Raw genomic sequence first — 14,476 nt, 5'->3', positions numbered from 1 at the left:
TAGAACGTTATGTGGAAATGCCTTTTTTAAGACCCTTTTTTACTTCCGTCTATTTCTGCGGAAGGATCTTCGCTCTCTTCTTCCTCGAACGGCGGCTGAATTTCATAACCCAAAGCTCTTATTATTTTATTGTTGTCATAATAAAAATGAGCTGCACTTACCTTGTTTCCCTCAAATTTGAGAGCTACATGGTATGGAAAGCTTATAGTTTCTCCATTGGGGTAGCTAAGGGTGTTGGTACCCCAATGCAGTACCCAATTTCCCTTCCTGGCACCTTCGGCTATAGACACTCCCAGCCACACACCATCTTCGGATAATACAGGAGTGGCAGATTCCCGCCCTTTTTTCCAGTACTTTATGGTCTGGTCAATCGTTAAGCTGTCATAACTGCCAAGGTTGTGAAAAATGGCATTTTCAGTAGCGTCTTGCCTAAGGGTTTCCCAGTTTCCGGTTTCATAGGCTTTTACTATTTCTTTCGCTGTTTTCACCAATTGGTCCTGCATGGGAAAATCAAGACTTGGCTGGCCATCTACCTGCGCCATACCGGGCTGCACATTGGCAACTGCTAAGAGCAGGCTAAGGCATAACAGCAGTATTCTCTTCTTCATTCTTCCTTTCGTTCTCATAGCTTTTGTTTTAGGTTATACCTTTTAATTAATATGCTGAATACTAATCACTTAAATTTACTGAATTATACGCTCAAAAGGAATTTCATATTCTTAAAATATGAGAAAGCTCAGTTTTAGGGCATGTCTGGGGCAAATCCTCAACCTCTTCTACACGCTTAAGATGTATAAAATCTACAATAAGTTGCCTAACTTTTTAGTAGACAGTTGTTTATGGTTTTTATAAATAAAAATTTAATTCAAAGCACAGCTATTTTAAATGGAAAAAATAAACGTACCTTTGCAGCCTTTAAAAATCAGGCGTTTATATGACAGCTATCAAGAATATCGCGATCATCGCACACGTTGACCACGGAAAAACCACCCTGGTGGACAAAATAATGTACCACTGCAGGCTTTTCAGGGAAAACGAAAATACCGGAGACCTTATCCTGGACAACAATGACCTTGAAAGGGAACGGGGCATCACTATTACTTCCAAAAACGTATCTGTAGTTTACAAGGATACCAAGATCAACATTATTGATACTCCTGGTCACGCCGACTTTGGAGGAGAGGTAGAAAGGGTGTTGAACATGGCAGATGGCGTACTACTTTTAGTAGATGCTTTTGAAGGGCCTATGCCGCAAACCCGTTTTGTACTTCAAAAAGCAATTGACCTTGGATTGAAGCCATGTGTGGTGATCAATAAAGTTGATAAAGAAAACTGTACACCCGAAGAAGTTCATGAAAAGGTTTTTGACCTTATGTTTGAACTTGGGGCCGAAGAATGGCAGCTTGATTTTCCTTCAGTATATGGTTCAGCCAAGAATAACTGGATGAGCGACGACTGGAGAAACCAAACCCAAAATATTGAACCGCTTCTTGACATGGTGATCGAACATATTCCTTCTCCAAAAGTTGAGGAAGGTTCTCCACAAATGTTGATCACTTCTCTTGACTTTTCTTCCTTTACCGGAAGGATCGCCATTGGTCGCCTTCAACGTGGGACTTTAAAAGAAGGTATGCCTGTTGCCCTTGTGAAAAGGGACGGCACTATCAAAAAGACAAGAATTAAAGAATTACACACTTTTGAAGGTCTTGGCCGTAGAAAGATAGAAGAAGTACACGCCGGGGATATTTGTGCTATTGTGGGGCTTGAAGGATTTGAGATTGGAGATACTGTAGCCGATTTTGAAAATCCTGAAGGTCTTAAAACCATTGCTATTGATGAGCCAACAATGAGCATGCTCTTCACCATCAACGATTCTCCTTTCTTCGGAAAAGACGGAAAGTTTGTTACTTCAAGACACATAAAGGAGCGCCTGATGAAGGAGCTTGAAAAGAACCTTGCCCTTAGGGTGCAGGAGACTGATAGTGCCGATAAATTCATGGTCTTTGGCCGTGGAGTTCTTCACTTATCTGTGCTTATTGAAACCATGCGTCGTGAAGGTTACGAACTTCAAATTGGTCAGCCACAGGTAATCATCAAAGAAATTGATGGTGTGAAGTGTGAGCCCATTGAAGAGTTGACTATAGATCTTCCTGAAGATGTTTCAGGAAAAGCAGTAGAGATGGTGACCATGAGAAAAGGGGAGATGTTGAGTATGGAAGGAAAAGGAGATAGGATGACTATCCAGTTCCAGATCCCATCCCGCGGAATTATTGGTCTTAGAAATCAGCTATTGACTGCAACTGCCGGAGAAGCTATTATGGCACACCGCTACAAAGAATATCAGCCGCTTAAAGGTGGTATTCCTGAGCGCCAGAATGGTTCTTTAGTTTCTATGGAAAAAGGTAAAGCAATTCCTTACTCTATCGATAAACTTCAGGATCGTGGAAAATTCTTTGTTGATCCGGGAGAGGATATTTATGAAGGGCAGGTAATTGGAGAGAACTCACGCCAGGATGATATGGTAGTGAACATCACCAAAACCAAAAAACTTTCGAACGTACGTTCATCGGGAGCCGATGATAAAGCGAAGATCGTTCCTGCAATAAAATTCTCTTTGGAAGAGGCTTTGGAATATATTCAGAAAGATGAATATGTAGAAGTAACACCAAAGCACCTGCGCCTTAGAAAGATCTATCTTACAGAGAATGATCGTAAAAGAAATAAGACTATTTAAGATTAAATAATTTTATATCTTAAGGCCTGTCAAAAACGCGATTTTTGACAGGCCTTATTTTTTTATAGAACTCCTCAATCTAAGCATCATTCAGGAATGGAAATTTTAGGAATATCGTATATAGAATGGATTGGATACCTGGCATCTTTTTTTCTGCTGCTGTCCTTCCTAATGAGAAATATAACCACCCTTAGGTACATCAACAGCCTTGGATGTTTGTTCTTCGTTGCTTACGGAATTTTACTCGATTCCTGGCCGCTCATCATCACTAATGGTGCTATTGTACTAATCAATATCTATTATCTTTTTATTAAACCGAAGGAAAGTTAGAAGAACGAAGGTAGACTTACGAAGTACGATTTTAGAAGTGCGAAGGTAGACTTACGAAATTAGACTTACGAAATATGATTAGAATTATGAATTTATATGACCTCTCAAAAATGTCATTTTTGGAAGGTGTTTAACTGATTTACTCTGAAGCATTTATAATAGTAAATAACAAAAATGGTAACTTTAATATAAAATAATAAGTGATGACTTCAGGAGATTTGAGAAATAAGGTAAGAGAATATGTTGACACAGCAGATGTAAGACTTCTAAAAATGCTTGAAGCTATAGCGGAAACATATGAAAATGAGGTGAATGAGCCTATTCTTGATGAAGATCAATATCAAATTTTAGATTCACGGAGAGAGGCGCATCTAAAAGGCGAAAGTAAGTCCCTTTCCTGGGAAGAAGTAAAGCGAAAAATTAAGTCTGCTAATTCCTAAATAGAATTTCATATAGAAATAAAAGAAGAAGCAGCACTTGAAATAGCGAAAGCTTATCTCTACCATCAGGATAAACGATTGGGTCTGGGGGAAGAATTTTTAGATCATTTAAATATTTATTTCAATAGAATTGCTTCTCACCCTGAGCATTTTCCGCAGAAAAGAAAGCCGTATAGAGAAGCTTTCCTGAAACGATTTCCATTTCTGGTTGTTTACGAAATTATTGAGGACAGGATAATTGTATATTCTGTTTTTAATACCTGGCAGGATCCAGGTAAAAAGAGGAAATAAAAACGAGGTGAATTAAAAATGCACCATAAGGTTCAAAGTAGAAGGATTACTACAGTCGCTCTACGAATCCCACTACAATTATGAACAGGTTGGGTTGTATTATTCAAATTTAAAATTCAGTCACTGGAATCTGGTACTATAAAACAACTTTGAATTTTGCACCTTAAACCTTAAACCTTAAACCTTAAACCTTAAACCTTAAACCTTAAACCTTAAACCTTAAACCATGAACCTTAAATTATACAGTTTTCTGAACCACCTCAAATACTTTTTGCCCGTCGCACTTCAGGGTTTTTGAAGGGTATTTAAGCAGTAATGCATAATCGTGAGTGGCCATAAGTATGGTCTTTCCGTTTTTGGAGATTTGCTGCAGTACTTCCATAACTTCTACAGAGGTCTGCGGATCGAGGTTTCCGGTAGGCTCATCGGCCAGGATAAGTTCGGGGTCATTGAGCAGGGCACGGGCAATGGCAATACGTTGCTGCTCCCCACCAGATAACTGGTACGGATTTTTAAAACCTTTGGTACCCATCCCTACCTTTTTTAGCACCTCTTCGATCTTGGCATCCATAGCGGCTTTGTCTTTCCAGCCGGTAGCTTTAAGTACAAACAACAGGTTGTCATTTACATTGCGATCATTCAGTAGTTTAAAATCCTGAAACACCACTCCCAGCTTTCGGCGTAGAAAGGGAATATCTTTTTCTCGCAGGGTGCGCAGATCGTAATCTACAATACTTCCTTCTCCTTCGGTAAGGGGCAGGTCGCCATAAAGGGTTTTCATGAAGCTACTTTTTCCTGTCCCGGTCTTTCCTATGAGGTAAACAAATTCCCCTTTTTCAATCTCGATATTTACTTCAGAAAGAATAAGCGTCTCCCGTTGGTAGATCGCAGCGTCTTTTAGGTACAGAACAGTATTTGACATGAAAAATGACATTTTAGAGAGGTAAAAGTAAGAAAGAGAACGTAAATATGAGAGCTTGAGTTGCTTTTCTTCTGCTGAATTTTTTTCAGCTAAATTTTAGGTTTCATTTAACTAGAATGCATAATTTATCTTACAATAAAGGCGTTATTACCTTAGAGTTTCTTATATCTTTGAATCATCAACAAAATAAAATCTACGAATGAAACATTGCAAAATCTGCCTTTTTGTTGTTTTTGTTTTCTTTTCAGTTTCCGGTTTTTCACAACAATCTGCCATTCAAACAAATGCACTGGCCGATTATAACCGCGCCCTGGAATTATACAACAATGGGCAATACCTTGCCGCGCAAACCCTCTTTGATGAAGTACAGGATGAAGTGGACGATGAAAGGGTTAAAGCCAACGCCGCTTATTATATCGCCAATGCTGCGATTCGCCTGAACCAACCCGGGGCCGATGCGCTCATGGAAGATTTTGTGCAGCGATATCCTACCAGCACTAAAACAAATGCAGCTTACCTCGATGTTGCCGACTATTATTTTGAAACAGGAAAATACTCTCTTGCCCGCAAATGGTACGATACTGTAGATCAAAGAAACCTGAGCAAGGCCGAAAAAGAGCGATTTAGCTTCAATAACGGGTATGCTTATTTTAGGGCCAAACAATATGATGAGGCCAAAGAATACCTTAACAAGGTGAAAGATTCAAAAAAGTACGGCAGCCAGGCCAAATACTACCTCGGTTTCATGGCTTATGAAGGCGATGACTATGAGCAGGCAAATGCCCTTTTTGAAGAAGTAGAAGATGCCGAACGCTATGAAGAAGACCTGTCTTACTTCCAGGCCGATATGAATTTTAAGCAGGGGAATTTTGAAAAGGCCATTGAACTTGGGCTGGAGCAATTGCCCCGTGCCGATCGCCGCGACAGGTCTGAACTCAATAAGATCATAGGCGAAAGTTACTTCAACCTTGGGCAGTATGATAAAGCTATTCCTTATTTAAAGGAATACCAGGGGGAAAGAGGTAAGTGGAATAATACAGATTACTACCAGTTGGGTTACGCTTATTTTCAGCAGGGAGATTATGAAGCCGCGATCTCAGAATTCAATAAGATCATTGACGGTAAAAATGCCGTGGCCCAAAATGCATATTACCACTTAGCTCAATCTTACCTAAAGACCGATAAGAAGCAACAGGCCCTCAATGCGTTTAAAAATGCAAGTGAGATGGATTTCAATCCGGAGATCAAGGCCGATGCTGCTCTTAATTATGCCAAGTTAAGCTACGAGATTGGAAACAGCTATGCCAGCACACCACAGGTTTTGATGAATTACCTGGAGACATACCCAAATTCGCCTGCTAAAGAAGAGATCAATGAATTGCTCATCAATTCTTTCATTACTTCCAAAAATTATGAGGAAGCAATGCGCCTGCTTAAAGGAAATCGTAATTTCCAGAATAACGTGGTGTACCAGCAGGTAGCTTTTTACCGCGGACTCGAACTTTATAAAGAGGGAAACTATAGAGAGGCCGAAGAATATTTTGACCTGGCTTTAAGTGAAAGACGCGATCCAAGATTTACTGCCTTGGCCACTTTCTGGAAAGCCGAAAGCGATTTTAACCTTCGCAACTTCCAGGATGCACTGGTGGGTTACCGCGAATTTGCAGGTATGAGTGGCGCACAGGGAGTTTCAGAAAAAGAAAACCTGGACTATAATATTGGTTATGCATACTTCAAACAGCGCGATTACGATCGTGCAGTAGAATATTTTAAGCGTTATTCCAATGATACTTCCCACGATAAGGCAAGAAGGAATGATGCTTTTGTGAGATTGGGAGACAGCTACTTTGTAAACAGTAGTTACTGGCCGGCAATGGAGGCTTATAATGCCGCTATTGCTTTAAACGGAAATGAAAATGACTATGCTGCTTTTCAAAAAGCCATCAGCTACGGGTTTGTGCAGCGAAACGAAACTAAAATAGCATCTTTGAATGAATTTCTTCAGAAGTATCCGCGTTCGTCCTATCGCGATGATGCGGCCTACGAGCTGGGGAATACGTATGTTGCCATGAACAATACAAGCCAGGGAATGCAGGCTTATGACAGGCTTATTAGAGATGTTCCCGGAAGTACTTTTGTTCCGCAGGCTTTACTGAAACAGGGGTTGATCTATTACAACAACGATCAGTCTTCTCAGGCTTTGGAGAAAATGAAAAAAGTGGTTGCCGATTACCCGAATTCGGCTGAAGCAATTCAGGCAGTAAGCACTGCGCGCCTCATATACGTTGACATGGGCAGGACCGATGAGTACGCCAACTGGGTTAAAAACCTGGATTTTGTGGAGGTGACCGATGTAGACCTGGATAATACGACGTTTGAATCGGCAGAGAAACAATATCAAAACAACAATACTTCAGCAGCAATTACTGCACTTGAAAAATATCTTAGTTCTTTCCCTAACGGAATTCATGCTGTGCAGGCCAATTTCTACCTGGGGCAGTTACACTTCCGTGAAGGAAATAAGCAGAAAAGTATTCCGTATTACAAGTATGTGATCCAAAGATCGGCTTCAGAATATCTTGAGCAGTCTTTGGCAAGGCTTTCTGAAATTTATTTGGAGAGCAGGAATTATTCCGAAGCTATACCGCTGTTAAAGCGGTTGGAGAGCCAGGCATCGTTTGCTCAAAATACCATTTTTGCCCAGTCTAACCTGATGAAGTCTTACCTGGAAGAAGGTAGTTACAACGAAGCAGTAGCCTATGCCGAAAAGGTATTGTCAAATCCTGATGCCGAGACCGATGCAAAGAATGATGCGCAGGTAATCATAGCCCGTGCCGCCTTGCGTACAGGAAATGAAGAGCGTGCAAAACGCGCTTATGCCGAAGTGCAGAAATCGGCCACCGGAGAATTGGCTGCCGAAGCTTTATACTATGATGCATATTTTAAAAATAAAGCAGGAAACCATCAGGCTTCTAATGACGTGGTACAGCGACTTGCGCGTGATTACTCCGAATATAAATTATATGGTGCTAAGGGGCTGGTGCTCATGGCTAAGAATTTCTACGCTTTGGGTGATGCTTACCAGGCAACTTACATCCTGGATAACGTGATCAATAATTTCGCGCAGTTCCCCGAAGTTGTAAAAGAGGCCAGGCAGGAACTTGCCCGCATTAAAGCAGAGGAAGCTAAAACAAATGCTTCTGTAGAGACCAACAATTAAATATTACATAAAAACCTTCCCATGAAAATTAAATCGTTAGGTGTTTTTATCATATTTCTGGTTTTCACCGGCTTCTCGTATGCCCAGGATCTTGGGAGCGAGATGGTAGAAGTGGTAAAACCCTATACCCCCACAGTAAGTGATGCTTTTAAGATAAAAGAGACTCCAAAGATCTCAGATTCTGTGAACCTGGAGAAGAGGCCTGTTCAGTACAGTATATTTTCGGTACCTGTGGCTTCTACTTTTACGCCAGCAAAGGGTAGGGCTACGACGGTAGAACGTCAGCGTCCGCCAAAGTTGTTTGACAATTACATCACGCTTGGCTTTGGAACTTACACCAGTGCCCTCGCTGAGTTTTACAGCAATATCGAGGTTACCCGTACCGATAATTTTGGTATTTTTCTAACCCATAATTCGGCACAGGGAGGCATTGACGGTGTAGAACTTGATGATCATTACTACGATACCGAACTCAATCTTAATTACTCTTCCCGAAAAAGGAACCTTATTTGGAATACAGATTTTGGTGTAGAGCACAGGTTGTTTAACTGGTATGGAGTTCGAAGCGATGAAGTGAGCCAGGAGGTTATAAATAATCTTGAGCCACAGCACAATTATTACAGTGTGTACGCAGGCGGAGAAATTAATTGGGAAAAGTCCTTTTTTGACAGGGCAGAGGCTAAGTACAGGTATTTTGGGGATGATTTTGAATCTACCGAGCACCGCCTTACTTTTAAACCTACTCTTGAGATTCCTATTGGTGGCGAATTGTTTCACACCAATCTGATTTTCGATTATCTAAACGGATCTTTTGCTCCTTATTTTGATGACGGTGAAGATCTTACTTACAGCTATATGAACCTGGGGGTAGCTTCGAGCCTTCTTATTCTGCGCGATGACCTTACCCTTAACCTCGGAGCGGCGATTTATTATAGCTATGATTCAGAGAACAGCGACAGCGGGATTTACGTTTACCCTCAGGTGACTGCCAGCTACCGTGCCGCAGGCGATTATTTTATTGCCTATGCCGGCCTGGAAGGGGAGTTGCGACAAAATTCTTATTACGAGTTTACTAAAGAGAATCCTTTTCTTTCACCTGCAGTTGATATAGCCCCTACAGATCAACAGTACAATGCTTATGTGGGTGCTAAAGGAAAATTGTCAACAAATATAGGCTACAACACGCGCTTAAAGTACATGGCCGAAGATTACAAGCCTCTCTTTAGATCAAATCCCAATGAAATGACTGAGCCGGGAACTAAACCCGAATATGCTTATGGTAATTCTTTTGGAGTTGTTTATGATCAGGTCAATACCATCTCCCTTTTTGGAGAACTTGATTTTGATGTGAACAGTGACTTTAACCTGCGTGTTAATGGGGAGTTTTTCGTTTACGACACCAGTGATGAGGAAGAAGCATGGAACCTTCCAACTTTTAGAGCCAATTTGATTGGAGATTACCAGATCACAGAAAAATGGTTTGCAGGTGCAAATGTTTTTTTTGTGGGCGAGCGTAAGGATTTTGAGATATACCAAACCAGTGATGTACTCAATTCCGTAAGAACAGAAATAGTGAGCCTGGATTCTTATTTTGACCTTAACCTTAATCTGGGGTACAGGTTTAACGACAGGCTTTCAATATTTGCCCGGGGGCAAAACCTGCTGGGAGATAACTATGAAAGATGGGTAGACTATCCTGTGCTGGGAATGCAGGTTATGGCAGGAGCTACTTATAAGTTTGACTTCGGAAGATAACAAACAGAAAATACACCATATAAAAAAAGCCGGTTCTTACCGGCTTTTTTTATGGAAAGGACCCCAGTAATTTTAGGCAATCTTAACAATTAGATAACATTGGAATAAAAAGAGGTTTTATGGAAGTGTATAATTTTGCAGCGCAAAAAAAATGTAAAAAAGACAGTTTTATTCGCATTTTTTAGCAATTTTTGAAAACCCTATAATAATCAAATGGCAAAAACTAAATTTAAGAGGATAAAGAGGAATCGGCCGTACTTGAACGTGCTCGATTTTATGGTACAGGAAAAGACATTTCTTGCCATAGTAATTGTAGGACTTGTTCTGGCGGGTATCCTCACCGGTTACGGTCAGGCCGGGATGTGGCTCGGGTTCTTTTTCGCTGCCTACGCTACCGTAGCCAATGACAGTATTCAGTCGCTGGGTACCTTTATCGAAAGTAACAAGAACAGGAAATGGTGGGTGATGTGGATCTTCATCGGGAGTATTTTCCTTGCGGTGGTCACCTTTAGCTGGATCTATTTTGACGGTGATGTGACCTATCAACGCCTCCTCAACCCCGATGGCACTACTAAATATCCGCACCCAGAGAACTTCAGCTTTTTCCAAATAATTGCACCCCTGGTACTTCTTATCCTTACCCGTTTAAGAATGCCGGTTTCTACCACTTTCCTTATTTTAAGTGTGTTTAGCGCCGATACGTCGGGGATCACTTCCGTAGTATGGAAATCCTGGACCGGGTACATCATGGCGTTCATCCTGTCATTCCTGGTTTGGTACCTGTCGTACAATACCATCAAAAAATATTTTAAGAGCCGTAAATTCAACCAGAGCTGGAATATAGTGCAGTGGGTAGTGAGCGGTACATTGTGGGGGGTTTGGGTGATGCAGGATGGTGCCAATATCGCCGTCTTCCTGCCAAGACAACTCGACCTCTTTCAATTCATCATCTTTGCATTGACCATCTTTACAGGTCTTGGACTTCTTTTCTACCTGCGGGGAGACAAAATTCAGAAAGTAGTAAGTGAAAAAGCGAGGATTTCGGATGTTAGGGCAGCAACCCTAATCGATGCAACTTATGTGATTTTGCTTATCTATAAATTATTTATTAGTACGGTACCCATGTCTACAACCTGGGTTTTCCTTGGAGTCATTGGCGGTAGAGAGATCGCCGTGAGTTTTGCCCGTACCAAAAAAGGTAAGAAACACCGCAAGAAGGCCGGTAAGATGATCTTTAGAGATTTCGCTTACGCCATGATAGGTTTATTTGTTTCTATTGCCCTTGCTGCTGCAGCAAATGCCGATATTCGTAAGGCCATAGGTGAGGCAATTGTGGGCTGGTTCTAAACTTCATGTGCCCAAAACTTTATAAATGCGCTTCTGTTTGGAGCGCATTTTCTATTTTTACCCTAAATCTCTTCACATGATCAAAAAAGCACTATTTCTAATTCTATGCTTCGGAATGTTCTTCGGATGTAATGACAACGGGAAACAAGAAGCCGATCTCCTGGTAATCAATGCCAATATATATACTGTAGACGATCAGTTTTCTACTGCGGAAGCATTCGTAGTCAAAGACGGAAAGTTTCTTGCTGTTGGTACTTCAGCTGAATTACAGGAGAAATACAATGCCCCTGAAGTATTGGATGCCCAGGGAAAGACTATTCTTCCCGGATTAATTGATGCGCACGCACATTTCTACGGACTCGGCAGTTCCATGCAGGCTGTAGATCTTACCGGCACTACCAGCTTTGAAGAAGTAGTTGCACGAATAACAGCATTTCAGGAAGAAAAAAAATCCGATTTTATAGTAGGCCTTGGGTGGGATCAAAATGACTGGGAGATAAAAGAGTTTCCCATAAAAGATACGCTTGATGTTCTTTTTCCAGATACTCCGGTTGCCATCACACGAATTGACGGTCATGCCTTACTCGCCAATCAGGCGGCGCTCAATGCAGCTAATATTACAGCAAACACTCCTGCAGAAGGTGGAGAAATCGAAAAGAAGAACGGCAAACTTACCGGGATCCTTATAGACAATCCCATGGCATTGGTAGAGAACGCAGTTCCTGAAGCCAGCGTTAAAGATCAAACCGCAGCTTTACTGGATGCTCAAAAAGAGGTTTTTCAGTATGGTTTAACTACCGTTAATGATGCAGGATTAGATCGTGCTACAATAGAATTGATCGATAGCCTTCAGCAGGCTGGGGAGTTGGAAGTGCGCATCTACGCAATGATAAGCAATACAAAAGAGAACCTGGATTACTTTCTTGACAGGGAGCCTCTAAAAACGCCCAGATTAAATGTACGTTCGGTGAAATTTTATGCCGACGGTGCCCTGGGGTCAAGGGGAGCTGCATTAAAAGAGCCTTATTCCGATAAGCATAACCATTACGGCGCTTTACTTTCTTCGGTGGCCGATTTTAAGAAGACAGCCGGTAGAATTGCAAATTCGCCTTACCAAATGAATACCCATGCCATTGGAGATTCGGCCAATGTTGTGGTGCTAAAGACTTATGATTCTCTGCTTTCAGACGCAGGAGATCGCCGTTGGAAGGTTGAACATTCACAAATAATTGCCCCCGAAGATTTTAAATATTTCAGTAAAAATATAATTCCGTCAGTGCAACCTACCCACGCTACAAGCGATATGTACTGGGCTGGAGAAAGGCTGGGCGAAGAGCGGGAAAAAGGTGCTTATGCCTATAAAAAACTGCTCGAAGAAGCCGGCATAATCGCTTTGGGTACAGATTTTCCTGTAGAGCAGGTGAGCCCATTCCTCACCTTCTATGCGGCGGTGGCACGTAAGGATACAAAAAATTATCCTGAAGGAGGTTATATGCCCGAGCAGGTACTTTCCAGGGAAGAAGCCTTACGCGGAATGACAATTTGGGCAGCTTACAGCAATTTTGAAGAAGATGAAAAGGGATCGATAGAACCTGGAAAGTATGCCGATTTTGTCATTTTAGACAGGGATATCATGAAGGTTTCTGAAGAACAAATCCCCGATATGAAAGCCAGTGCTACTTATCTTGACGGAAAAAAAGTTTATGGAAATTAGAAGACTTTAGAGAAATGCGATTTTAAAAATACGACTTTAGAAGTACAAAGTAGTAGAAAAAGGACCCCTTAAAAGCACATTTTTGAGGGGTTTTTTGTGAGTTATAACGAACTAAGTAAATGTTTATCTGATGCTACCCGAAGTTTTATTCGAAGTGAAATAGCCTGGATCTTTCTCTAAAACAACAATGATCTTGAATCCTGAATCCAGCAGTTACTTTCCTCCATTGGCCTTTAGGTCGAGCTTGCACTGCTCGTCAAAGTCTAGGATATTTTGATCATTTTCAAGAAAACTGAGCGGCGAGGAGCTAAACTCGATAGCCGCTGCCATTAAACATCCGTCAACGCTGCAGTGCGCCCGGGAGCCTTTATCGGGATCTTCATGTTCACTCTGTGCGGGACTTCCGTTGTTCACCAGGCCAAAGAGGTGCCCAAATTCGTGATGCAGGGTCACTGTTTGAATCTCGCTTTGGGAGGCGCTGCCTGCCATATCACTCAATTCCTGATTGTCAAAAATAACCAGTGAGGTATTGAGGTAAGCTTTTCCTAGAATGCGGAAGTTGGCTTTACTATCCTCACTTTTGTTGTCGGCAAAAAAGATAAATACTCCTAATTTATCATCTTCAGAAAAAACGCTTCGGTGCTGTTTTTCAACCGTTTTAATTTCTTTGATAGAATAGGAGCCCATTTGCGGACTTACAATCGCGCGGGTTTTGAGGCTTATGCCGCCCGGCTTGTGGGTATAGTGTTCAAGAAAGTTTGTAAGGCTTTGCAACACCTGGTCTTCGGGCTTATGGCCTATCACGTAAACCACGTCTAGTTCAATGTGGGTAAAGGTCTCATCGCTTAAAAAATCCCGTGCCGAAGCGCCCAAAACAAGATTATTGCTGTACACCGAAGGTTTCTTGTCGGCATCATCTGTGCTGCAACCCGTTAAAACGAATAACAACAAGATGCAGGCGGCATGGAAATTTTTCTTCATTTTACTTTTTTACTGTAAGCCTTGCCAGGTAATCATAATGTTCGCCTTCATATATTTTTTCACAGTTAAAGCGGTGCTTGTCAGCTGCTAAAGATAATGATTCAAAATCAAGGTACAACCAGTCAAAACTATTTGACATTTCAGCCTTATAGCTCAGTCGGTATGTGAGTTCGCCATAGTAACCATTTGTTGTATCTACCCACACGCCCCCATCTTCATCGGTATCAAAAAGGTAAATAAGGTCTGAAGAATCAATTAAGACCTGGCCGTTTTCAGCAAGAAGATTCTTTAGCTGCTCAAAAAAGGCATCCAGGAACTTCATTTTTCCTACGATACCTGTTCCATTCATCAGCAGTAAAATTGTGTCGAATTTTTCTTCGGAAAGATCTTCAAAAGCAATATTTCTGGCATCCGAAATTCCGCGTTTGCGACACACTTTTATAGCTCCGGCTGAAGTATCTATAGCTGTAACTACAAGATTGCGCTCCTGCTGAAGGTAAAGGGGATGGCTACCCGCACCGCAGCCTACATCCAGCACCTTTCCCCGGCACAACTTGAGGGCTTGCTGTTCAAGTGGCGGCATTTCTTTATAACTTCTGAAGAGGTAGGGCACCGGAATCACATCATCATCAAAGTCGGGCGAATGCACAACAATATCGGTTTCATCAGCTTTTTCGAAGAAGTCGGTAATTGCTTTTCCGAAGATATCGGGATTATTTTTTGGCTTGTTCACGTGTTGGTT

12 protein-coding genes are annotated in these 14,476 nt (G+C 41.6%); 8 read left to right on the top strand and 4 right to left on the bottom strand.

All coding sequences use genetic code 11. The annotated features are described in order from the left end of the window. Positions 1–26 precede the first annotated feature (26 nt). Positions 27–626 carry a nuclear transport factor 2 family protein gene (locus tag ACQ93I_RS12670; protein WP_266069884.1) on the bottom strand — a complete coding sequence of 200 codons (600 nt, stop codon included), beginning with the start codon at positions 624–626 and terminating at the stop codon, positions 27–29. 308 nt (positions 627–934) lie between these two features. Here ACQ93I_RS12670 and typA point away from each other — a divergent pair, with 308 nt between their 5' ends. The 4 genes from typA to ACQ93I_RS12650 all read left to right on the top strand — a co-directional run bounded on the left by typA (position 935) and on the right by ACQ93I_RS12650 (position 3,795). Then, positions 935–2,734 carry a translational GTPase TypA gene (gene typA / locus ACQ93I_RS12665; RefSeq protein WP_266069885.1) on the top strand — a complete coding sequence of 600 codons (1,800 nt, stop codon included), beginning with the start codon at positions 935–937 and terminating at the stop codon, positions 2,732–2,734. A gap of 96 nt (positions 2,735–2,830) precedes the next feature. Continuing rightward, positions 2,831–3,064, top strand: a complete 234-nt coding sequence (locus ACQ93I_RS12660; RefSeq protein WP_266069886.1) for a uroporphyrinogen decarboxylase — start codon at positions 2,831–2,833, stop codon at positions 3,062–3,064. A gap of 203 nt (positions 3,065–3,267) precedes the next feature. Beyond that, on the top strand, positions 3,268–3,504 hold the full coding sequence (locus tag ACQ93I_RS12655) for an addiction module protein (protein ID WP_266069887.1): 237 nt from the start codon (positions 3,268–3,270) through the stop codon (positions 3,502–3,504). After that, positions 3,505–3,795, top strand: coding sequence for a type II toxin-antitoxin system RelE/ParE family toxin (locus ACQ93I_RS12650; RefSeq protein WP_431698842.1), 291 nt, complete (start codon positions 3,505–3,507; stop codon positions 3,793–3,795). Between the two features lie 238 nt (positions 3,796–4,033). Here ACQ93I_RS12650 and ACQ93I_RS12645 read toward each other — a convergent pair whose 3' ends face one another. Next, complete coding sequence (locus ACQ93I_RS12645; protein ID WP_345599154.1) at positions 4,034–4,717, bottom strand: cell division ATP-binding protein FtsE; 684 nt, start codon at positions 4,715–4,717, stop codon at positions 4,034–4,036. A gap of 199 nt (positions 4,718–4,916) precedes the next feature. Here ACQ93I_RS12645 and ACQ93I_RS12640 point away from each other — a divergent pair, with 199 nt between their 5' ends. From ACQ93I_RS12640 to ACQ93I_RS12625, 4 genes are all read left to right on the top strand, one after another. Further along, positions 4,917–7,937, top strand: a complete 3,021-nt coding sequence (locus ACQ93I_RS12640; protein ID WP_431698812.1) for a tetratricopeptide repeat protein — start codon at positions 4,917–4,919, stop codon at positions 7,935–7,937. A gap of 21 nt (positions 7,938–7,958) precedes the next feature. Continuing rightward, complete coding sequence (locus ACQ93I_RS12635; RefSeq protein ID WP_431698811.1) at positions 7,959–9,692, top strand: TonB-dependent receptor; 1,734 nt, start codon at positions 7,959–7,961, stop codon at positions 9,690–9,692. A 213-nt stretch (positions 9,693–9,905) separates the two neighbouring features. Next, on the top strand, positions 9,906–11,039 hold the full coding sequence (locus ACQ93I_RS12630) for a hypothetical protein (protein ID WP_266069897.1): 1,134 nt from the start codon (positions 9,906–9,908) through the stop codon (positions 11,037–11,039). 76 nt (positions 11,040–11,115) lie between these two features. Next, positions 11,116–12,753: an amidohydrolase gene (locus tag ACQ93I_RS12625; protein ID WP_431698810.1), complete on the top strand. Its 1,638-nt coding sequence runs from the start codon at positions 11,116–11,118 to the stop codon at positions 12,751–12,753. 213 nt (positions 12,754–12,966) lie between these two features. Here ACQ93I_RS12625 and ACQ93I_RS12620 read toward each other — a convergent pair whose 3' ends face one another. Together ACQ93I_RS12620 and ACQ93I_RS12615 are read right to left on the bottom strand one after the other, a co-directional pair. Further along, positions 12,967–13,734, bottom strand: coding sequence for a hypothetical protein (locus ACQ93I_RS12620; RefSeq protein ID WP_431698809.1), 768 nt, complete (start codon positions 13,732–13,734; stop codon positions 12,967–12,969). A gap of 1 nt (position 13,735) precedes the next feature. Beyond that, positions 13,736–14,467, bottom strand: coding sequence for a class I SAM-dependent methyltransferase (locus tag ACQ93I_RS12615; RefSeq protein ID WP_431698808.1), 732 nt, complete (start codon positions 14,465–14,467; stop codon positions 13,736–13,738). Positions 14,468–14,476: the final 9 nt, after the last annotated feature.

Source organism: Salinimicrobium sp. WS361 (genome assembly GCF_050750585.1).
GTDB lineage: Bacteria > Bacteroidota > Bacteroidia > Flavobacteriales > Flavobacteriaceae > Salinimicrobium.
Note: the sequence above shows the minus strand (reverse complement) of the source record. Positions and strands in the feature narration are given on the sequence as shown.

What these genes read in the sequence shown, in the direction of transcription:
- ACQ93I_RS12670 (WP_266069884.1), bottom strand. Translation starts at nt 626, where the DNA reads ATGAGAACGAAAGGAAGAATGAAGAAGAGAATACTGCTGTTATGCCTT.
- typA (WP_266069885.1), top strand. Translation starts at nt 935, where the DNA reads ATGACAGCTATCAAGAATATCGCGATCATCGCACACGTTGACCACGGA.
- ACQ93I_RS12660 (WP_266069886.1), top strand. Translation starts at nt 2,831, where the DNA reads ATGGAAATTTTAGGAATATCGTATATAGAATGGATTGGATACCTGGCA.
- ACQ93I_RS12655 (WP_266069887.1), top strand. Translation starts at nt 3,268, where the DNA reads ATGACTTCAGGAGATTTGAGAAATAAGGTAAGAGAATATGTTGACACA.
- ACQ93I_RS12645 (WP_345599154.1), bottom strand. Translation starts at nt 4,717, where the DNA reads ATGTCAAATACTGTTCTGTACCTAAAAGACGCTGCGATCTACCAACGG.
- ACQ93I_RS12640 (WP_431698812.1), top strand. Translation starts at nt 4,917, where the DNA reads ATGAAACATTGCAAAATCTGCCTTTTTGTTGTTTTTGTTTTCTTTTCA.
- ACQ93I_RS12635 (WP_431698811.1), top strand. Translation starts at nt 7,959, where the DNA reads ATGAAAATTAAATCGTTAGGTGTTTTTATCATATTTCTGGTTTTCACC.
- ACQ93I_RS12630 (WP_266069897.1), top strand. Translation starts at nt 9,906, where the DNA reads ATGGCAAAAACTAAATTTAAGAGGATAAAGAGGAATCGGCCGTACTTG.
- ACQ93I_RS12625 (WP_431698810.1), top strand. Translation starts at nt 11,116, where the DNA reads ATGATCAAAAAAGCACTATTTCTAATTCTATGCTTCGGAATGTTCTTC.
- ACQ93I_RS12620 (WP_431698809.1), bottom strand. Translation starts at nt 13,734, where the DNA reads ATGAAGAAAAATTTCCATGCCGCCTGCATCTTGTTGTTATTCGTTTTA.